At 64.7% G+C, this 21,653-nt stretch carries 12 protein-coding genes and 1 riboswitch; of the genes, 5 read left to right on the top strand and 7 right to left on the bottom strand.

Features of this window, described 5'->3' with window-relative positions; translation table 11 throughout:
- Positions 1–40: 40 nt before the first annotated feature.
- Positions 41–1,306, top strand: coding sequence for a lipid IV(A) 3-deoxy-D-manno-octulosonic acid transferase (gene waaA / locus BLT40_RS15215; RefSeq protein ID WP_036118482.1), 1,266 nt, complete (start codon positions 41–43; stop codon positions 1,304–1,306).
- Between the two features lie 4 nt (positions 1,307–1,310).
- Here waaA and BLT40_RS15210 read toward each other — a convergent pair whose 3' ends face one another.
- From BLT40_RS15210 to BLT40_RS15200, 3 genes are all read right to left on the bottom strand, one after another.
- A complete protein-coding gene (locus BLT40_RS15210; protein ID WP_043692059.1) occupies positions 1,311–1,904 on the bottom strand; it encodes a hypothetical protein in 594 nt (197 codons plus the stop codon).
- A 167-nt stretch (positions 1,905–2,071) separates the two neighbouring features.
- Entirely contained in the window at positions 2,072–3,424 is a 1,353-nt protein-coding gene (locus BLT40_RS15205) for a TolC family outer membrane protein (RefSeq protein ID WP_043692061.1), read from the bottom strand.
- Positions 3,425–3,458: 34 nt separating this feature from the next.
- Positions 3,459–4,118, bottom strand: a complete 660-nt coding sequence (locus BLT40_RS15200; RefSeq protein WP_079520578.1) for a protein-L-isoaspartate O-methyltransferase family protein — start codon at positions 4,116–4,118, stop codon at positions 3,459–3,461.
- A gap of 360 nt (positions 4,119–4,478) precedes the next feature.
- On the opposite strand from BLT40_RS15200, the gene BLT40_RS15195 reads away from it, so the two are divergent.
- The 4 genes from BLT40_RS15195 to BLT40_RS15180 all read left to right on the top strand — a co-directional run bounded on the left by BLT40_RS15195 (position 4,479) and on the right by BLT40_RS15180 (position 8,990).
- Positions 4,479–5,144 carry a TetR/AcrR family transcriptional regulator gene (locus BLT40_RS15195; protein WP_090354670.1) on the top strand — a complete coding sequence of 222 codons (666 nt, stop codon included), beginning with the start codon at positions 4,479–4,481 and terminating at the stop codon, positions 5,142–5,144.
- A 35-nt stretch (positions 5,145–5,179) separates the two neighbouring features.
- Positions 5,180–5,278: riboswitch (TPP riboswitch) on the top strand.
- A gap of 76 nt (positions 5,279–5,354) precedes the next feature.
- Entirely contained in the window at positions 5,355–7,202 is a 1,848-nt protein-coding gene (thiC, locus tag BLT40_RS15190; RefSeq protein ID WP_090354668.1) for a phosphomethylpyrimidine synthase ThiC, read from the top strand.
- A gap of 131 nt (positions 7,203–7,333) precedes the next feature.
- Positions 7,334–7,924 carry a ferritin-like domain-containing protein gene (locus tag BLT40_RS15185; protein ID WP_079520575.1) on the top strand — a complete coding sequence of 197 codons (591 nt, stop codon included), beginning with the start codon at positions 7,334–7,336 and terminating at the stop codon, positions 7,922–7,924.
- A gap of 46 nt (positions 7,925–7,970) precedes the next feature.
- The gene (locus tag BLT40_RS15180; RefSeq protein ID WP_090354666.1) at positions 7,971–8,990 is read left to right on the top strand and encodes a DUF2333 family protein; all 1,020 of its coding nucleotides are present in this window, start codon (positions 7,971–7,973) and stop codon (positions 8,988–8,990) included.
- Positions 8,991–9,077: 87 nt separating this feature from the next.
- On the opposite strand, the gene ppa is transcribed toward BLT40_RS15180, so the two are convergent.
- The 4 genes from ppa to BLT40_RS15160 all read right to left on the bottom strand — a co-directional run bounded on the left by ppa (position 9,078) and on the right by BLT40_RS15160 (position 21,648).
- On the bottom strand, positions 9,078–9,611 hold the full coding sequence (gene ppa / locus BLT40_RS15175) for an inorganic diphosphatase (RefSeq protein WP_079520573.1): 534 nt from the start codon (positions 9,609–9,611) through the stop codon (positions 9,078–9,080).
- 62 nt (positions 9,612–9,673) lie between these two features.
- The gene (locus BLT40_RS15170) at positions 9,674–11,800 is read right to left on the bottom strand and encodes a prolyl oligopeptidase family serine peptidase (RefSeq protein WP_090354664.1); all 2,127 of its coding nucleotides are present in this window, start codon (positions 11,798–11,800) and stop codon (positions 9,674–9,676) included.
- Positions 11,801–12,033: 233 nt separating this feature from the next.
- Positions 12,034–14,082: a sodium-translocating pyrophosphatase gene (locus tag BLT40_RS15165; RefSeq protein WP_079520571.1), complete on the bottom strand. Its 2,049-nt coding sequence runs from the start codon at positions 14,080–14,082 to the stop codon at positions 12,034–12,036.
- Positions 14,083–14,172: 90 nt separating this feature from the next.
- Positions 14,173–21,648: a SpvB/TcaC N-terminal domain-containing protein gene (locus BLT40_RS15160; RefSeq protein WP_090354662.1), complete on the bottom strand. Its 7,476-nt coding sequence runs from the start codon at positions 21,646–21,648 to the stop codon at positions 14,173–14,175.
- Positions 21,649–21,653 lie beyond the last annotated feature (5 nt).

Below are 21,653 nucleotides of genomic sequence, written 5' to 3'. Positions count from 1 at the left end.
TACTGACCGGTCACGGGTCAACCCAGGGAATCGCGTGCTGCTGCGCCTGCTCTACAACTTCGCGATGTACCTGTTTACACCGCTGGTGATGCTGCGTCTGATGGCGCGTGGCATGCGCTACGGCGACTACCACGTGCGCTGGCGCGAGCGCTTCGGTCGCTTCCGCGAACCGCGCCTCGCCGGCTGCCTCTGGGTGCACGCGGTCTCGGTAGGTGAGGTCAATGCCGCGGAACCCCTGGTGAAAGCGCTGATGGAAGCCTACCCGCAGGCGCCGATGCTGGTCACCACGGTGACCCCGACCGGCTCCGAACGCGTGCGTCAGCTGTTCGGCAGCAGCGTCCACAGCGTGTACCTGCCGTACGACCTGCCGTTCGCCGTGAAGCGCTTCCTGCGCAGTACGCGCCCGCGGCTGGCGATCATCGTCGAAACGGAAATCTGGCCGAACCTGTATTTCGCCTGCCGCAAGCACGGCATTCCGCTGCTGATCGCCAATGCCCGGTTGTCCGAGCGATCGCTGCGCGGCTACGCGCGCATGAGCTCCCTCGTCCGCCGCGCCCTGCGCTGCGTCAGTCATATCGCCGCACAGTCCCGCACCGATGCCGCGCGCTATCGGCTGCTCGGTGCGGAGCCCAGCCAGCTCACGGTCTGCGGCAACCTCAAGTTCGACATGCCGGTGCCGGACACGGCGTTGCAGGCGGGGCTGGCCATGCGCGAGGCATGGGGCACGGGGCGTCCGGTCTGGATCGCCGCCAGCACGCACGAAGGCGAGGAAATGTGCGTCCTCGAGGCTCACCTCGCGGTGATGCGCCGTCTGCCGGATGCGCTGCTGCTGATCGCGCCCCGTCATCCTGAGCGGTTCAAGGCCGTCGAAGCATCCGTCCGCAGCCTGGGCTTCCAGGTGGGAACGCGCAGCGGCGATGACATTCCCGGTCATTCCACGCAGTGCTTCGTCATCGATTCGATGGGCGAACTGCTGCGTTTCTTCGCGTCGGCCGATGTCGCCTTCGTCGGTGGCAGCCTGGTGTCCATCGGTGGACACAACGTCCTGGAGCCCGCCGCACTGAACAAGCCGGTGCTTGTCGGGCCTTATACGTACAACTTCGAGGAAATCACGCAGGCCCTGCTCGATGAAGGCGGCGGTCAGCGGGTGAAGGACGGCGACGAGCTGGGCGAGCAGGTGCTGGCCCTGCTTCGGGACAAGGACCGCCGGGAGATCATGGGAAACCGCGCTCGCCACGTCTTCGACAGCGAGCGCGGGTCTGTGGGCAAGGTGATGGCGCTGGTGGATACCCTGCTTCAGGAGTGACGGGTCAGTCCCTCTGGTTCCCGGCGTCGAGGCCGGAATTGCAGGCGAACCGGGCTTCCACCTGCGGCGTCGCGTTGGGCCGGTTGTCGACATGAGTGCTCATGAAGCGAACGCGGCGAGCCTGGTCCAGGCACGTCTTGTATACCAGTTCGCGGACGGCCCGATAGGCCGCGTGCGGCTCGCCGCTCGCCTGGGCAAGCCCCGTCGACGGACCCAGGCCATCACCGGTGACGATCGCCGCCGCGGGCATCGGGCCCTCCTTGATCCGGTCGGCGAAGGGATCCTCGGCAACGCGGCAGGTGGCATAGGCGTTCACCCGTACGCCGCCTTCGCGCGTGTCGTAATAACTGCGCTTGAATCCGTCGTGGTACTCGGTGACGTAGCCGCCGCGCACATCGCAGTTGTCCATGGCGCTGGTCCAGACCGTGGCATATGGCGCAACGACGTCGCCGAGAACACCTTTGGCCCGGACGTCGTATTCGAACGACGTGGCGCTCGCGTATTCGACCACCTTGAGCCGGTGGTTCGTCGGGGAGGCCGGCGACGCATGGGCTAAGCCAGTGGTCGCCAGCAGGCCGACGATGATAAATCCCTTCATGGTTCTTCCTTGGTTCCGAGGCCCGGTTGGGCCCGGCCATCTTCGTCGGGCGGCAGGTTCGTCGGAGTCAGCGCCGCCCGTGCGATCGTGTAGGGCGTGTCCGCCAAAGAGCAAAAAAAACGGGCCGCGAGGGCCCGTTTCTTAGTCTTCCCCCGAAAGGAAAGTCGTTACTGCAGCAGCGCGTTGATCGCCTCGAGGTCCTTCACATCCACGGTCCCGGCCGTCTGCTTGAGCAGCAGCTTGTCGAGAATGAACTGATGGCGGGCCTGCGAGTAGTCGCTGAGCGACGAGGTCAGGTTCTGCTGGGCGATCAGCACGTCGACGATGGTGCGCGTGCCGACTTCGAAGCCGGCCTGCGTCGCGTCGCGCGCGCTTTCCGAAGAGGCGACGGCGGCCTTGGTGGCCTCCACCTTGCTGATACCGGCGACCACCGAGCGGTAGTAGTTCAGCGTGTCGCGGACGACCTGACGACGGGTGCTTTCCAGGGAGTCCTGGGCGGCATCGCGCTGGTAGATCGACTGACGAACGCGTGACTGCGTGGCGCCGCCGGAGAAGATCGGCACGCTGAGCGTCAGGCCGACGCTGGTGCCGCCGCGACCGTTGCCCGAGACACGGTTCAGGGCGTCCGTCGCCGGGCTGCCCGCATTCTGCGTCCAGGAGGTGCTCTTGCTGTAACCGGCACTCGCGTCGATGGTCGGCAGATGACTCGCGCGGGCGGAGGAAATGCTGTGCTCCGCCGAGTCGACGTTGTACTGCGACGCGAGGATGCTCGGGTTGCTCTTGACCGCTTCGGCGACCCAGGCCTTCGGATCGTTGGGCGACGGGGCGTCCATGGGCAGGTCTTCGCGAAGTTTCTTCAGATTGTCCGCCGGCTTGCCGGTGATCTGGGTCAGTGCTTCACGCGAATCCGCCAGGGTGTTCTCGGCGGTGATGACGGCGGCGACCGAGGTGTCGTGCTGGGCCTTGGCGTCCTGCACGTCGGTGATCGCGGACAGGCCGACGTCGAAACGCTGCTGGGCCTGCTCGAGCTGACGAGCGAGCGCCTGCTCGTTGGCCTTGGCGAAGGTCAGGGCGTCGTCGTTGGTCAGGACCTGAAAATAGGCCGTGGCCACGCGCGTGGAGAGCTGCTGCAAAGCGGCTTCGTACGTGGCGTCCTGTGCCTGCGACGACGACTTGGCGGCCTTCAGATCGGCGTACCTGCTGAAGTCGAGCACGCTCTGGGTGACCGTGGCCGACTCGCTGCGCGTGCGGGTATGCCCGAGGTCCGTGCCCGTGGTCGTGTCGCGATCGGGACCATTCTGATCCGTCTGGGTGATGCCCAGCTGCGCGCTGATCTGCGGGAGCAGCAACGCACGGCTCTGTACGACGGTTTCACCCGTGGCGAGACGGGTGGAATCGGCCTGCGACAGCACCGGGTCGTTGGCCCGGGCCTGACGGTAGGCGTCGAGCAGGTCTTCAGCGTGGCTCGCGAACGGCGTCGCGGCCAGTGCCAGCGCGACGGTGAGCAGCTTCAAGCGCATGGTTTCGCCTCGTGGGTGATGGGAGATCTTTGGGTCAAAGCACGAAGCGCTTCACCGGCGCGGCATGCGCCAGGTAAGGAAGGTCCGTTTCAAACAGCGATTCCTCGCGATAGCGGCCTTCACCCTCGTGGGTGAGGAGGACCGCCGTCTGCGCGGGGGAATCGCCGCGTACGACGAACATGCGCCCGCCCGGCTTGAGCCAGCGCACGAATTTTTCGGGAACCGCATGGACGGCGCCCGTCACCACGACGGCATCGAAAACGCCCGTCGGCTGGTAGCCGTTGACGGCTTCGGCGGTTTCCACCGTGGCGTTGACCACCGAGGCGGCGGCCAGGCGCCCGCGGGCGGCGTCGACGAAGTCGGCGTGCATGTCGATGCTGGTGACCTTGCCGGCGAGGCGGGCGAGGCAAGCGGTCAGGAAGCCCGAGCCGGTACCGATTTCCAGTACCTCATCGGTCTTCTTCAGTTCCAGCGCCTGTAACACGCGGCCCTCGACGACCGGCTTCATCATCACTTCGCCGTGGCCCAGCGGGAGGGTCAGGTCGGCGAAGGCGACGTTCCGGTGGGACGGCGCGACGAAATCTTCGCGACGGACGCCCTTCAGCGTCTCCAGGACGTCGGCATCGAGGACTTCCCAGGGACGAACCTGGTTCTCGACCATGTTCTGACGTGCCTGCTCGAAATTCATCGCCATGGTTTTGGATCCCGTACGAAAAGCTGAAAAAGGTTCGAAAGGATAAGCGCTTAGCGCCCGTTTTCCCAATGGTGCCAAGGCTGCGGGTGCGCCACCGCCCGAGCTAAGTGCCGGAAGTCACCGGACCGGGCTGACGGAAGTCATGCCCGACCGTGCCTTCACTCGCTGGCGCCTGAACGATCGATGGCGCAAGCCCCTGAACGCCTTGGGTTTACCCGGGCAGTGGCCCCACTTCATTGTAATCCGTCGCGCAGCGCTTCCGTCGCACCGCCACCCTGAGGCCCACATCTCAGGAGTGGTGGAAATAACTGAACCGCTGCGTATAATAAAGTCATAATTTCTGTTTGTGAAGGTGCAGCCATGAACGCCAGCCCGAAAATGAAGAGCCAGGGCCCGGGGCGTCCCAAGGACATGGAGAAGCGCGCGGCTATCCTGGATGCCGCCAAGGCGCTCTTCACGCAGGGCGGCTTCGCGGGTACGAGCATGGATGCGGTCGCGGCCTCCGCGGGCGTTTCCAAACTCACCGTGTACAGCCACTTCGGCGACAAGGACAACCTTTTCCGCGAGGTGATCCGCGCGCACGTGCAGGAGCGCCTGCCGGACGACCTCTTCGACTTCAGCCCGGGTGCGGACATCCGCGTCACGCTGACCAACATCGCCAGCCGCCATGCGGCGATGGAGACCAATACCGAGTCCGTCGGCACGTTCCGCGCGATCCTGTCCGACTGTCAGTCGGGCGGTAATCCGCGTTTCGGTCGTCTGGTCTGGGAGGAGGGCCCGGCACGTATGCACAAGCTGGTGATGCGCCTGCTCGAGGGCGCCACCTCGCGTGGTCAGCTCGATATCGTCGACGTCTCCCGTGCGACCACGCAGTTCCTCGCGCTGCTCAAGGGCGACCTGCTCATCCGGCGCCTGTTCGGCTGCGAAGACTGCGCCGTGCAGTTCGGTGAGGAGGTCAAGGCCAATGCCCTGGCGGCCGTCGACATGTTCCTCCGCGCCTATGAGCCGCGCTCGCCCAAGGGCTGAGCGCTCGCTTCCCGCCCCGCTTCGTGGTTGAATCGGCCTCGAAGCGGGGGTGCCCAAGCAATTGCGCGGGCTGAGAGAGTCCCTTCGAACCTGATCCGGTCCGTACCGGCGTAGGAAGCTTCGTCCACGACAGGCAACGTGCGTCCATGCACGGGGCACGGCGTGGCGGCGCCGTCCGCTTCTCCCTTATCCGCAAGGTACGAGAAGCCGATGAATGCCAGTCCCACCGATCTTGCCCGCGCCGCGCGCGAGCTTTCCACCTCCGTCACCACGCCGATCGCCGGCTCGCGCAAGATCCACATCGGCGGCAGCCGGGCGGACGTTCGCGTCGCCATGCGTGAGATCGCACAGTCGGCCACGCCCACGCTGTTCGGGGGAGAGGCGAATCCGCCCATCGTCGTCTACGACACCTCGGGGCCTTATACGGATCCGGCGCACACGGTCGACCTGGCCGCGGGGTTGCCTGCACTGAGGGCAGGCTGGATCGAGGAGCGGGGTGACGTCGAGCGTCTCGATGGACTGTCCTCGGCGTTCGGCCGCTCGCGCGTGCACGACTCCCGGCTCGATGCCTTCCGCTTCGGCAGCACGCGTCTGCCGCTTCGGGCGAAGGCTGGCGCCAACGTCACCCAGATGCACTACGCGCGCCGCGGAATCGTCACGCCGGAAATGGAATACATCGCGATCCGCGAGAACCAGCGCATCGAGGCGCTGGCCGACAGTGCCCTGCGCACGCAGCATCCTGGGGAAGCGTTCGGCGCCGCTTTGCCCGGGCACATCACGCCGGCGTTCGTGCGCGATGAAGTCGCACGCGGCCGCGCCATCATTCCGGCCAACATCAACCATCCCGAAGCCGAGCCGATGATCATCGGCCGTCATTTCCTGACCAAGATCAACGCCAACATCGGCAACAGCGCGGTCAGCTCCGGCATCGCGGAAGAAGTCGAGAAGCTGGTCTGGGCGATCCGCTGGGGAGCCGACAACGTCATGGACCTTTCCACGGGGAAGCACATCCACGAGACGCGCGAGTGGATCATCCGCAACTCGCCCGTGCCCATCGGGACCGTGCCCATTTACCAGGCGCTCGAAAAGGTCGGCGGCGTGGCCGAGGAACTCACGTGGGACATCTTCCGCGACACGCTGATCGAGCAGGCGGAGCAGGGCGTCGACTATTTCACGATCCACGCGGGCGTCCTGCTCCGCTTCGTGCCCCTCACCGCGAAGCGCGTCACCGGCATCGTTTCCCGGGGCGGGTCGATCATGGCCAAGTGGTGCCTCGCCCATCATCGCGAGAACTTCCTCTACACGCACTTCGAGGACATCTGCGAAATCATGAAGGCGTACGACGTGTCCTTCAGTCTCGGCGATGGCCTGCGTCCCGGTTGCGTCGCGGATGCCAACGACGCGGCGCAGTTCGGCGAGCTGGACACACTGGGCGAACTGACGAAGCTGGCCTGGAAGCACGACGTGCAGACCATGATCGAAGGCCCCGGCCACGTACCGATGCAGCTGATCAGGGAGAACATGGAACGTCAGCTGGAGAAGTGCCACGAGGCGCCGTTCTACACGCTGGGCCCGCTCACCACCGATATCGCGCCCGGCTACGACCACATCACCAGTGCGATCGGCGCCGCGATGATCGGCTGGTTCGGCACGGCGATGCTCTGCTATGTAACGCCCAAGGAACACCTCGGTCTGCCCAATCGTCAGGACGTGCGCGACGGCATCATTGCCTACAAGATCGCCGCCCACGCGGCCGATCTCGCCAAGGGGCATCCGGGGGCGCAGGTGCGCGACAACGCGCTGTCGAAGGCGCGTTTCGAATTTCGCTGGGACGATCAGTTCAACCTGGGGCTGGATCCGGACAAGGCCCGCGAATTCCACGACGAGACGATGCCGAAAGACGCACACAAGTCGGCACATTTCTGTTCGATGTGCGGTCCGAAGTTCTGCTCGATGAAAATCACCCAGGACGTGCGCGATTTTGTCGCGGAGCAGGGCATGGCGGAAAAAAGCATGGAGTTCGTCGCGCAAGGCGCCGAGGTGTACCGAAAGGCGTGACGGCATGGCCGGGAGCCTGCGCCGGCAGGCCCCGAGCCTATGGCGCACCCCATAACCTTCACCCCGCCTTCCCGGCGGGGCCCTTAACGTCTCCGGCCATACCTAAACCCACTCTCCCAGGAGACCAGGCCATGGCCAGCACGAAGCCTTTCATCAGCGATATTGAGAACATCCGTAAGCGTGCGCGTCAGCACATCGACGACGGCGCGGTGACCGCCGGCTATCGCGCCGATCGCGAAACGGTGATCAAACTGCTCAATGAAGCCCTCGCGACGGAGATCGTCTGCGTGCTTCGCTACAAGTTCCATTACTACATGGCACCGGGCATTCACTCGCAGAGCGTCAAGTCGGAATTCCTGGAGCATGCCAACGAGGAGCAGGCCCACGCCGATCGCATCGCCGAGCGCATTACCCAGCTCGACGGTACGCCCAATTTCAATCCGGAAGGCCTGCTTTCCCGCAGCCACGCGGATTACGTGGAAGGCACCACGCTGGTCGACATGATCAAGGAAGACCTGATCGCCGAGCGCATCGCCATCGACAGCTACCGTGAGATAGTCACGTATATCGGCGACGACGACCCGACCACGCGCCGCATCATGGAAGACATCCTCGCGCAGGAAGAAGAGCACGCCGAGGACATGGCGACGCTGCTGGAGAATCTCGGCGCCAAGGGCGAGCCGACGACGACCTGGGAACCCTCGAACCCCTCCGCGCACTGATTGGGTAAGCTAGGCGCTCACGTTCGCGACGATAAGGAAAGACATCATGAATGCGACCGCCTCACCCGCCCCGGCTCCCCGTCGGCGCAACCCTGTCGGACTCCTGGTCGCCGTGCCGGTCGCGATCCTGATCCTCGTCATCCTGTTCTTCATGTGGTGGTGGGACAAGGAGCCGGAACAGTTCGACCCGGTCACCGTCACCACGGCGCACATGAAAGACATTGGCAGGCCCCTGAGCACCGGTGCCGTCACCACGTACACGTTGATCCGCTCCGTCGACACCCTGATGGACAAGCGCGGTGGCTACCTCAGCAACGACAAGATGCCGCCGGGCGTGTTCATGGACAACATGCCCAACTGGGAATTCGGTTCGCTGACCGCGTCGCGCGACCTGTCGCGCGCGTTGCGCAACGATCTCAGCCGTTCGCAGACGCAGTCCACCGAGGACAAGGATCTGGGCGAGGCCGACCCGCTGCTCAACAGCCCCAACGATCGCTGGTTGCTGCCGAGTTCGGAATCGCAGTATGCCAAGGCGGTGGACGACCTCGAGAAATACCTCGGCCGCCTGAGCGATGCGGAGGACGCCAACGCGCATTTCTATGCACGGGCGGACAACCTCGCGGATTATCTGCAGACGGTCTCGGCGCGGCTGGGCTCGCTCTCACAGCGGCTGTCGGCCGCCGCGGGACAGCTGAAAGTGGATGCGGCTCCCAACGCCGACGTCAGCGGCAACGCCGGCCCGGCACGGGCGGTGTACGTCAAGACGCCCTGGAACAAGATCGACGACAACTTCTACGAAGCGCGCGGTTATACGTGGGCGTTGCTTGAGCAGCTCAAGGCCATCCGCCACGACTTCGCGCCGATCCTGCGCAGCAAGAACGCGGATGCCAGTCTGCAGCAGGTGATTCGTGAGCTGGAGGAGTCGCAGAAGGCGCTCGGCAGCCCGGTGGTGCTCAATGGTTCGCCGTTCGGATTCTTCGCCAACCACTCGCTGGTGATGGCGAATTACATCTCGCGGGCGAATGCCGCGATTATCGATCTGCGCGGGCTGTTGAACCGCGGGTAACCAAAACGATGCAGGAGCGCGCCTTGCGCGCGAATCTGAAACATCGCGCGCAAGGCGCGCTCCTGCATATGTTGCCGACCGTCGTGCTTAGTGGTCGGCCTTGTACCGATCCATACCCGCCAGGATCTCGGACTTCGCCTCAGCGGCGCCGACCCAGCCGTCGACCTTGACCCACTTGCCCTTCTCCAGATCCTTGTAGTGCTCGAAGAAGTGGCCGATGCGCTCCAGCCAGTGGCCGGAAACCTGTTCGATGTCCTTGATGTGCGCGTAGCCCGCGAACACCTTCTCCACCGGAACCACGACGAGCTTCTCGTCGGCGCCGGCTTCGTCGGTCATCTTCAGCATGCCGACCGGGTGGCAGCGGATCACCGAGCCCGGGACCAGCGACAGCGGCAGGATCACCAGGGCGTCCAGCGGGTCGCCGTCTCCGCCAAGGGTGCCCGGCACGTAGCCGTAGTTGCACGGGTAGCGCATCGGGGTGGAGAGGATGCGGTCGACGAAGATCGCGCCGCTTTCCTTGTCCACTTCGTACTTGACCGGCTCGGCGTCCTTGGGGATTTCGATGATGACGTTGATTTCGTCCGGCACATTCTTGCCGGCGGGAACGAGATGCAGACCCATGGGATTCCTTGACGATTCAGTGGGGTAGAAGAACGGCCGGGTAGCATAAAGCCTTTTGCGGCCTATTTCAGGTGGTCCCAGAGGTACGTATAGCTCAGTGCGTTCATGAAGGCCGACTGCTTGTTGTCCGCCGCCGCGCCGTGTCCACCCTCGAGGTTCTCGTACAAAGCCGCGTCGAAACCCATCGCCTGCATGCGGGCCGCCATCTTGCGGGCATGCACGGGGCCCACGCGGTCGTCGCGGGTGGACGTGGTGAACAGCACCGCCGGGTAATGCGTGCCCTTGTGCAGGTTGTGGTACGGCGAGAAGGTCTGGATGTACTTCCACTCCTCCGGCTTGTCCGGGTCGCCGTATTCCGCCATCCACGAGGCGCCGGCCGACATATGCGTATAGCGCCTCATGTCGAGCAGGGCGACCTGGCTGACCACCGCGCCGTACAGCTGGGGGTAACGGGTCAGCATATTGCCGGCCAGGAGGCCGCCGTTGCTGCCGCCCATCATGCCCAGATGCTTCGGGCTGGTGATCTTGCGGTCGATCAGGTCCTGCGAGACCGCCGCGAAATCCTCATAGGCGCGGGGACGATTGGCCTTGACGGCCGCCTGATGCCAGCGTGGGCCGTATTCGCCGCCGCCACGGATATTGGCCACGACGTAGACGCCACCCTTTTCCAGCCAGGCGCGGCCGACGCCGCCCGAGTACATCGGCTGCAGCGAAATCTCGAAACCGCCGTAACCGTAGACCAGCGTCGGGTTGCTCCCGTCGGCCTTCATCCCGTTCGGCGCGATCTCGAAGTAGGGCACCTTCGTGCCGTCCTTCGAGGTGGCGAAGTGCTGGCTCACGGTGAACTTCGAGCCGTCGAAGAAGGCCGGGCTGTGCTTGATCGCCTGGCCTTCGCCCTGACCGATCACGCCGTAATAGAGCGTCGTGGGCTGGGTATAGCCCGACACGGTGAGGAAGTACTCGTCGCTCTCATCCGCATCGATGCCGCCAGCCTGCACCGTGCTCAGCGCCGGTGCTCCGCCCAGGGGTTCGCTCTTCCACGGGCCCTTGTCGGCCGGCGTCAGCACCTGGATCTGGCTGACCACGTCACGCATCACATTGAGGATCAGGTGATGGCGCGTCCACGAGTGGCCGGCCAGCGAGCTGTGCTCATCGGGGGTGAACAGCACGGTGAGGTCGCGCTTGCCGGCCATGAAGTCATCGAACTTCGCCGCGAGCAGCGCACCGGACGGGTACGTTTTCCCTCCGACCGTCCACGCCGTACGCAACTCGATCAGCAGCCATTCGCGTTCGATGTCGGTTTCGGCGTCGTTCGGCACATCGATCTTGCTCAGCTTGCCGTCCTTGCCGCGCAGGAACACTTCCGAGTTGTAGAACTCGAGCGAGCGCTGTACGAAATCGCGCTGGAATCCCGGCGTCTGGTCGCGGTACGCCGAGATGGACATGTCCTTGGGCGTGCCCTCGTAAACCACCGTTGCCGACGACAGCGGGGTGCCGCGCTTCCATTCCTTCACGATGCGCGGGTAGCTGGATTCGGTCATGGAGCCGGGGCCGAAGTCCGTGGCGACGAAGAGATGGTCGTCGTCGACCCAGCTGACCAGTGTTTTCGCCTCCGGCAGGGTGAAGCCGTCCTTGATGAACGTCCGGGTCGAAAGGTCGAATTCGCGGACGACGTCGGCATCGGCACCGCCGCGCGACAGCGACACCAGGCAGCGGCGGTTCGCCGGACGCAGGCATTGCGCGCCGTGCCAGACCCAGTTTTCCTTCTCGGCCGCCGACAAGGCGTCCAGATCGATCACGGTCTCCCAGGCCGGCTTGTCCTTGCGGTATTCCGCCAGGGTGGTGCGGCGCCAGAGGCCCTTGGGATGCTGCTTGTCGCGCCAGAAATTGTAGAAATGATCGCCGATCTTGCTGACCATCGGGATCTTCGCATCGGAGTCCAGCACCTCGAGGATGCGTGCCTCCAGCGTCTTGAAGTCCGCGCCTTCCGCGTAGCGGCTGACGGTCTTCGCGTTTTCCTGCCTGACCCATGCGAGCGGCTTCGCGCCGTCGATGTCGTCGAGCCAGAGGTTTTCGTCGTCGCCGGCGGCCTGAGTGGCGGCGGCGGAGGAAGTCTTGGGAGTGTCGTGGGCGTGGGTCATGCCACTGAAAGTAAGGGCGATGGCCAGCGCAATCCAGCGTCGGTGCATGGGGTCGGGTCCGTTTGCTAGCGGTTCCCTGACATTAGCTTACGGAAGGCGGGGTCCGGGGCATGACTTGTGGGCTAGCGGGTGCCAGTCCGACGCTGAGGCCGCCGGGCTTTCGCCAGCATGGCTGGCTCCCCCCCGGAGCTGGGTACCCCTGGCTCTGGCCCCCACGCGAGCTGGGTATCCCTGCTCGGGTAGGAGCCAGCCCTGCTGGCGATGCTCCTCGCCCGGAAGCCCTACAACAGGGGAATCAACAACAGAGCCACGATATTGATGATCTTGATCAGCGGATTCACCGCCGGTCCGGCCGTGTCCTTGTACGGATCGCCCACGGTATCTCCCGTGACCGCCGCCTTATGCGCATCGGAGCCCTTACCCCCGAAGTGCCCGTCCTCGATGTACTTCTTCGCGTTATCCCAGGCGCCGCCGCCCGTCGTCATCGAGATCGCGACGAACAGGCCGGTCACGATGGTGCCGATCAGCACACCACCCAGTGCCTGCGCGCCGGCTTCGGGACCGCCCAGCCACTTGAAGCCGAAAATCACCACCACCGGCACCAGTACCGGCAACAGTGACGGCACCAGCATCTCGCGGATGGCCGAACGGGTCAGCATGTCCACCGCCCGCGAATAATCGGGGCGCGTCGTACCTTCCATGATCCCGGCGATCTCGCGGAACTGCCGCCGCACTTCTTCGACTACCGCTCCCGCCGCCCGGCCCACGGCCTCCATCGCCATCGCGGCGAACAGGTAAGGGATCAGGCCGCCGATCAGCAGACCGATGATGACGTAGTGGTTGGACAGGTCGAAACGCACCTCCGTGCCGCCGAAGTGCAGGTTGAGGTTGTGCGTGTAGTCGGCGAACAGCACCAGCGCGGCGAGGCCGGCCGAGCCGATCGCGTACCCCTTGGTCACCGCCTTGGTCGTGTTGCCCACGGCGTCCAGCGGGTCGGTGACACCGCGTACTTCGGCGGGCAGTTCGGCCATCTCGGCGATGCCGCCGGCGTTATCGGTGATCGGGCCATAGGCATCCAGCGCCACGATCATGCCGGTCATGCTCAGCATCGCGGTGGCCGCGATGGCGATGCCGTACAGACCCGCGAGCGTGTGCGCTCCCCAGATCGCCGCACATACCGCCAGCACGGGCAAGGCCGTCGATTTCATCGACACACCCAGACCGGCGATGATGTTGGTCGCATGGCCGGTAGTCGACGACTGTGCCACGTGACGCACGGGGCGATATTCGGTCGCCGTGTAGTACTCGGTGATCACGACCATCGCGCCCGTCAGCACCAGCCCGATGACGGCGCAGCCGAAGATCCGGTTGGCACCGTAGGAGGAGTCGGCCATCAGCGATTGCGTGATCGGCCAGAATGCGATGGCCGCAAGCAGCGCCGAGACGAACACGCCGGCATACAGCGCATTCATGATCTTGCCGCCGCGTGTCTTGACAAAGAACGTGCCGATCACCGAGGCGACGATCGACGCACCGCCGAGCACCAGCGGATACAGCACGCCCGATGGTCCGACCTCCGTGGCCATGACGCCGCCCAGCAGCATCGTGGCGATCAGCGTGACCGCATAGGTTTCGAACAGATCGGCGGCCATGCCGGCGCAGTCGCCGACGTTGTCACCGACGTTGTCCGCGATGACCGCGGGATTGCGCGGATCGTCCTCGGGAATGCCGGCCTCGACCTTGCCGACCAGGTCCGCGCCCACGTCGGCACCCTTGGTGAAGATGCCGCCGCCCAGACGCGCGAAGATCGAGATCAGCGACGACCCGAAAGCGAAGCCGACGAGGGCGTGCAGCGCATGCGTGCGCTCGTAGCCCATGTGCAGCAATACGCCGTAGTAGCCAGCGACCCCGAGCAGGCCGAGGCCCACCACCAGCATGCCGGTGACCGCGCCGCCCCGGAAAGCCACTGCGAGGGCGGAAGAAAGGCCGCTTCTGGCGGCCTCGGCGGTTCGCACGTTGGCCCGAACGGACACGTTCATGCCGATATAACCGGTCGCCCCCGAGAGAAGCGCCCCCAACGCGAAGCCGATCGCGGTTCCCCAGTCGAGGAAGATGCCGATGAGCAGGAAAAGGACGATGCCGACGACACCGATGGTGGCGTACTGGCGGTTGAGGTAGGCGCGGGCGCCTTCCTGGATCGCCGCGGCGATCTCCTGCATTCGTTCGTTGCCCGGCGATCTGGCCAGAACCCAGCTGACCGAAAATGCGCCATACAGAATCGCAACGACCGCACATGCCAGCGCGATCCATAAACCGTACTGCTGCAGCATCGAAGCCTCCCCGAATTGTAGGAGCCCGCCAAGGGCCCGGGCCGAGTATAGGCAGGGGAGGTGGCGGAAGGTGTTGTGCGCTGCGCCACGTCATGTCGGTCCGAAGTCCAGCTTTCTCGCGGCGGATCGGGGGGACGACGGGCGTACCGGCTTCGTCGGCCGGCCAGGCGCCTGCTGTGCGGATGATGGACGAGGCGGTGTCAGATCCCACCCTGATGCGGGTGGTGTGCCGCCGGCACCGCGACCTAATGGAAGATCCGCGCTGGTGAATACATCCAGCCCCTGACGTGATCCTGTGTGAGACAGCTTGCGCGGGCTGGTATCCGAGAACGAACCCGGGGAATCATGCAAGGAAGCTTGACTTCCCTGCCACGACGACGCGCTGCTCAGACTCCCCTGGCTGCTGAAGCTGCTTCGCGAGCTGTTGCTCGGCGTGCGAACCGCCATGAAATCGTCCTGGGGTGCGCGCAGGGGCGCCGTATGGGGCGCGTCCGCTGCCGACGAAATGCGCCCGGTGTGGATGATCGCGCCGGGACCCGCAGTCATGTCGCCGCTCAGCAGCCCGTCGCAGTTGTAGCAGGCGACAAATTTGTTCTCGTCGATGGCGGACCGGATGCGCGCCGTACGTTCGTCGGGAGTCAGCTTGTCGAGGCCGCTGAGCCGCTCGCTGACTTTGCTGAGCTGACTGGTGAAGAGGACGATGTGGTCGGCGTCTCCACCCGCTTCATCCAGCGCTGCCAGAGCAGCGCTGTGTGCGAGAGTTTCCGCATGGGCTCCCGGCACGCCATCCTGTTTCATCAGTGGCCGTACGTAGGTCACGTCTCCCGACTGTTGTATCGCATGTACTGCAAGATGTCTGTCCATATGCTGAGCGAAGTCCTCGTGCATCCTGGGCGGCGTGGCGGGGCGAGGCGTATCGCCGTAGGGCTTTATCGACGGCGCTTCCGCTGCCCGGCCGTCTACGCCACGCTTCAGCGCTTCCGGATCCGAGACGTAAAACTGGCGAGCCAGCGAAATGTCCACATTCGGGTTTGTCTGGTGTTCGGGATCGAACCGCGTATATCCGTTCTCGACGCTGCCATGGATCAGCGGCGACAAACCGGGAAATGCCGAGGCGGTGTTCCTGTAATAAACGGGCGCCTGGAGATTGACGTACCCGGTGCGGCCGAAGCCCGCTCCGTAGCCTACGGTTGTGCCCGCCTTTCTCGGGTGCGGCTGTTCCATCGCCGGAACGGTGAACGTGTATGGTTTGCCCGAATGCGAACTGGGCGCCACCTGGTTTTTGATGGGTGACTTGCTGGGCAACTCTGCCTGTCCCCCGGGAATGTAGTATCCGGACAAAGCGACGTGACCACTGAGCGCTTTCCGCCCTCCCTTCGAGGTGAACGGGCTGACGAACCCGGTTGACGCGGTCAAAAACGCCTCATATGCGGCACGCACGTCGGGACGCGCGTTGATTTTCTGCTCGGCGTCGTCCCGCAGCGTTCTTGATGCATCGCTCATGACCGGTTCGAACAGGGGAATGACGCCCGACGCTGGACCCACATCCATGGGTTCGTCATCGCCAGCCATGCCGTCGAGATCGGTATGGGTCGAAGGATTTCCGCGCACCAGCGTGTAGCGATTCATACCGCCGGTGTCGCCGGCGGGGTCGGAACTTGCCCAGCGTCCGAGCCAGGGCAGGAGGGAGCGCGCGCCATAGTCGTAGAGACCCGTATCGTCGCGTGGATTGCCCGCGTAACGTCGTGGCTTGAGGTCGTCGTCTTCTTTGCTGGCGGCCCACCGTTGTGCGGTGGTTCCATACGGGTAGTAGCGTTCTGCCGTAATCAGCGTGCCGTGCGTGTCGACGATGAATGATTCGGCAAGCTGCTCGTCATCCAGTTCCCAGCTTATCGCCGCGCCCGTCGGTGTCGCTATCGCGTGGATACCGATCGAACCGACCGAGCAGTCGACGATATCTCGTGACGCGCCACTTCCACGTCGCCGTTCGAGTGCGCCGTCGCGTCTGATTTCCCCTGAAGCGTCCCCCTGTGACCATCGTGTCCGTCGTCGTCTGCCGTTACCGCCATAGAGGTGCACTTCATGTCGGTTGCGTGCATCCGCGGCGTCGGCCGTGTGAAGACGCCCTTCGTCATTCCAGGTCAGCGTGAGGCCGTCGCTACCGGAGACTTGCTGGTGCCCGGCCTCGTCGAAGTACATGTCGACGAGATCGGGATCGACGGTCAGCGTGTCCACCACGGCACGGTTCGAAACCCTCGCGATCGTCATGCGAAGCACGTCGCTGCTGGCCCCTTGCGCGGTATGTCGCACAACGACGAGATTGTCATTGGCGTCGTAGGTGTACGTGCGTTCGTAAGGGCGGCCGTCCGTCAGGTCTCCTGAGGTGCCCAGCGGCGGCAGCGTGCCGTCATTAACGGCGAGTGGGTGTGCGTCACCTGTGGCGCGGCTCAGCCGATACAGGCTGTCGTAGGCGAAGGTCGTCTCTCCCAGTGTGCTGGAGCAGGCAAGCACATTGCCGACCCGGTCGACGACACGCTGACGTTGATGGACGACGATTCCCGCTTCACGCTCGGTCCTCGTCGAAAGCAATTCGCCGGACACCTCATCATAGGCCCATGACTTCGTCATGTCCGCTCCCAGGCGAGCACTTACCATTCTGCCCCATGCATCGCGGATGATCGACGAAATGATGGGCTGCTCGGGTCCCGTCGAGCACCGCAGGGTCGCCGTCGTGAGCCTCCCGTCGAGACCGTACCGATAGGATCGGCAATGGCCGGACGCATCGGTAATCGCCGTGACCGAGCCCAGGGCATCGACCTCGGTCGATACCGTCGACACCTCCGGTTCCAGCAGGGCGTCCCAGTTGCCACCGTCACGCCAGTCCACGATGTCGGCGGCGATAAGCCGCGACGTCTGTCGGGTTGCTACTCCCTGCAGGGACACATGCTCGGTGTCCTCACGCCCCGCCGTCTGATACACGCGCTGTGCCGCCATGGCGAGGTTATCGCCTTCCCGCGATGTCGCCGGTGTCGTGTAGAAGACGCGGGCGACGACACGTCCCTGGGCGGCATCCCCTGTCGCGCATCGGATGGGACGGAGCCCACTGTCGTAAGTCGTCCGGTACGATATCGCGCGCGCATCCCGCTGCCAGAGCATCTGCCCGCAGTCGCCATGCAGGCGCCAGGTCTCCCCCGCGTCTGCGCTCCAGCTTCGTCCGCCACCGAGCCGCGTCGGATAGATTCTGACGGGCGTGCCATCCGGCATGGAACGGGCATCGCACACCGATGCGATCCGCCCGCTGTCGTCTACGATGGCGCGATCCATCAGCAAAGTGGATGTTCCGGTGCTTTCGTCCCGGAGATAGCGCCCTCGGCGGATGAGGCCGCCGCCCGGTGCCACGGCCAGCATCCAGGGTGTCGAGGGCACCAGTGCGGGAGTGTCCCCTGCGGAGGCTGTCCGGTTGGCATCGTCCTCTGTCAGGTACCAGTTGCGATAGTGCGTCCTGTGGCACGTGTTCGCAGCGGTAATCGTTTCCGTCAGTCGGCCCCGGCCATCCCAGACGTACCTGTCGAATGACCGGCCCGCTGACGGCGCGGAAAAGCGCCAGTCTGCCGCGGCGCAGGGACGCCACATGCGGAGCAACGCGCCATCGGGATGCCACGATGCGGTTGATGTGATACACCACGATGCACCGTCGATCGCCTCGGTAGCGGCCGCTACCTGCAGAATGCGTCCCTGACCGTCGATATGCGTCACCTTGCGAAGAATTTGCTGGTCGGGGTCGGCGGGATAACGGTCAGCCATCAGGTGCACGATAGGTACCGGGCTGCGCATAGTTTCTTGCCGGTCCCATGCGGAGTCGTCCACGACCCACACGTTCGCCATGCCACCCAGCGCGGCGGCGGGGTCGGCAAGGCAGGCTTCGCTGTCCATCGTCCGCGGTGCGTCATCGAGCGATATGGCAGCAAATGAACGTTCGACGATGCCATCGGCCCCATCGCGTTCCTTGCCCTGAATGCTGTCGGCGCGTACCGCGCCGAAGGCGTCCATCACGACACTCCGGGTGATGCCATTGGCATCGACGGATTTCCAGGGGCGCATGCGGCGATAATCGATCTCGACCGAAGCGTGCCAGCCGAGCGCATCCGTTTCGCCCACCGCAAAGAGATCGTGCGCGTCGTAGTCGTATTGCGTCCACCCTGCGCTGAGCCCTGGCGACGTCCGGAGGACGCGGTGGAAGTGCTCGATGCCGTCGTATTCGGTCCGGGACGTGACAAAGGCCAGCAGGGATTCACCCTCGGAAAGAAGCCGACTGTGCATCGGTACATATCCTCCTTCCTGCAGAATCGCATCACGTGTCTCCAGGGAAAGAACCTGCCCGAACTCATCAAGTGCCGCGGTCTCCATGGCGGCGCGCGTCGCGGAGGCAAGCAGCGGTGGAAAGCGAGGTTCGGTGATGTGAGCGTAGTCGTCGTAATGCGCGCACGAGAGTGACAACAGCCGCCGCGGCGATCCCGTTTCCGCATGATCCGGTGCTTCGAACCACTCGGCGTGCATGTCCTGGCAGGAAAGTTCGTCGCGGGCGAGGACATAATGCTGCGACCGGTGCTCGCCGGGAATGTTCAGGCACCATATGTCGTTTCCCGTCAGGTGCCATCGCATGTCGAGCGATTCGTCCACCGCATGGTGTGCCTGTTGCTCATCTCGCGAGGCGTGCCAAAAGGCCGCATCGTCCGGATCGTCGGGCGCGACGCCATCGGCGCGGGCGCAGCCGATCGCTATCGAGCGACGCGGGAAGCCGAAGGCATCGTGATTCAGAAAGATCGCTTGCATCCTTCGCGGATCGGCAGGCGAATCGCCGAAGCTCTCATCGACATGTTCGAGGAGGATGACAGCCATCGATCCGACGTTCGCGCTGCCTTCCGATCCGTCGGCGGCGTCGGCGTCGGTAACGCGTATGAGGTAGCGGAACGCCCGCCGCGAATCCAGTCGAAATGACGGTCCATCCATGACGTAGGTGTCCGTCCGCAGAAGCGAACCGGCCAGTGCACGCTGCATCGTGGTACGGGCTGGATGGTCGGGTGCCAGTATTTCATCGCGGTCGCTATCGGCCAGCCACCGGGTGGTCCTTGTGCCGACGTTGACGATGGCCGCTTCATCGACGGCCGCATCGCCCACGGCGAACCATGCGCACTGGCGCCGCGCGGGCAGTTCGCCGTCGCGCACCGTTGCGTCGACTGTCGTTTCGACCTGCTGGAATCCACGTTGCCGGGCTTCACCAGCGTCATAGTGCCAATGCCGGTAGGACATCTCGCGCCACGCCTCGCTTCCTGCGATGTCGTCGATGCGCGTAATGCGTTTGGCGACGGTCATTCCTGGCGGCGGGGCGTCGTTGGCGGTATCGGGCGAATGCGGCGCGTCGAGCCACTCCTGCGCGGCCTGACGCCAGGCGATGCGGGTTCGGCTGCCACGATGATTGTCAGTCGCATGGATGCGCAAGGCATGTGGCTCGCCCAGCTGTATCGCCCAATGCGCGGAGGTGTGTCGCGAAGCGCCCTGGTCGACGATGAGCGTCGTATTGCCACGACCGTGAATGTCCCCGACGTGAAAGCGCCAGCGCGGATCCAGGCGTCGTCCGTCCGGCCACGAACGAGCGATGGCAGCGTCGAAGCCGTGCCCCGAGCGGTTGAGAAAGATCAGTAGCGACGACCGACCCGCATACAGCATGTCGACAAGGCCGTCCCCGTCGATATCGACGACGAACAACCGATCCGGATCCAGTCGCTCGCCTACGTCTATCTGCCCCAGTGACAGGGCGCGAGCGAATCGACCGGCTCCCCTGTCGGCCCATACGGTGAGTTCACCCCCCGACGAGACGGTCAGCACATCGTTCGATCCGACGGCGAGGACGCTGCGCAGGCCGAGCCATGTCGTGGGATCGCCGTCCAGCGGAAGCGCGTCTTCGCCATGGGCTACGAACCGGGCTCGTCCCGGCCGGGGACTCGCGGCGTCGGGATACACGCAGACGCCGTGCCGTTGAAGCGTAACGAGGGCAGCGTATCCGCTGCGATCGATGTCCACCCAGTGCCCCTGATGCCCCCGGACCTCCGTATGTGAAGCCTGGGCGGGCTGAAAGGGCGACCAACGTACGCCGCTGGTCAGCGCGTAGCGGCCGACGACCGGTCCGAAGTTCAGGCCCCACGCGGGATATCGCGGATCCTCCCTGTCGACGAACTGCCAGGGGCTGGCTCCGTGAAACCGGATGCCGGAGGTGCCTGGGCGGTTGGTCGACGGGACGGTGAGGGGCTTCGGTGCGTCGTACGCCACGCCGTCGTCGCTACCCGCCTGCCGGCGAGCAGCGCTGTAAATCCATCCGGTCGTCGCCCGCCAGAGGAGGCCAGGGATACCGCCACCCTCCATATCGACGTATGCCATGCCGTCCGCGCTCGCCATCGGCGGCAGAACCACGTTGCCTACGCAGCCCTGTGCAGGATCGAAGTCGGTCCAGCTGAACGTGACCGGTGGGATCGACTGAGGCGCGGCTCCCCTGGCGTACGCTGTCCATCCACATCGCACGAGCAGCGAGAAACGCTTCGATACGTCGTACGTCAGCAGCAGTCGCCGCACGAGCACGGGGTCGGGGCCCAGCTCGGGGATATGGTGAAACATCAACACCTGACGACAGAGGCGATGCGTCCGGCACTCGAAGCCATAGGTCGTATCGCTGACCGGGTCGTCGCGCACGGGCCACGGCTTCGTCGCCTCGTACGATGGGACCGAGGCTTCGTCGAAGGATCTCGATCCATAGTCGAACAGCAGTTCAAAGAAGGACGGCTCCACGGATGGTCCGGTTTCACGCCACGCAAGAAGCGTCTCGCTTCCCGACGGGTTGCCGTAACGGACGCGGGAAAGGTAGCGGGCAGCATGGCGGTCCCGGTCGTCCTCAGGTACGCCGTAGCCGTCTTCAGGCGCATATTCATACGTGGCACGCGCACCGACCGCCGTGAGTGATTCCTGAATGTGCCACTCGGCTACGTGATCGGGCGCGGCAGGGTCGCAAAGTCGCGCATCGGGCCGCTTGCCGTAGACATGGACGCTGCCATCGGGCTCGAACAGCAGCCAGAAACCGGGGTCGTCGCCGCTCGACCAGCGTTCGAACCGGCAGAGGCTTCGATCAACGCGAGGTACGTAGCGACGCACCGTGTAGGTCGTCGGCAGGGGCTGACCCCTGAATGTTCCGGTCGTGCGAATGCCGGCCGGACACAGCGGCTCGTTGTCGGGACCAAGACAAATGTCGGATCCGTCGAAGCGAGGCAACCCGTGTGAGGGGTCGATACGGAAACACGAAAGCGCCAGGTTCCAGCCCACGCCGAACAGGCCATTTCTCCGGCTGCCCCCATAGACAAGGGACAGGCCCGGCGCGCCTCGGGCATCGGTGACGGGCAGCGGCAGCGTCATGCTTGCGGTTCCGCTGTTATCCGGGCCCGCCCAATCGAGCACGACAGGCGGTTCGACAATGGGGCCGCCAAGCGGCTGGTCTCGCACTACTCCCCATCCCTGGGTCATGTCGT

It is taken from the genome of Dyella sp. 333MFSha (genome assembly GCF_900102405.1).
GTDB lineage: Bacteria > Pseudomonadota > Gammaproteobacteria > Xanthomonadales > Rhodanobacteraceae > Luteibacter > Luteibacter mycovicinus.
The sequence above is the reverse complement of the archived record's forward strand: the minus strand, read 5'-3'. Positions and strand labels throughout refer to the sequence as shown.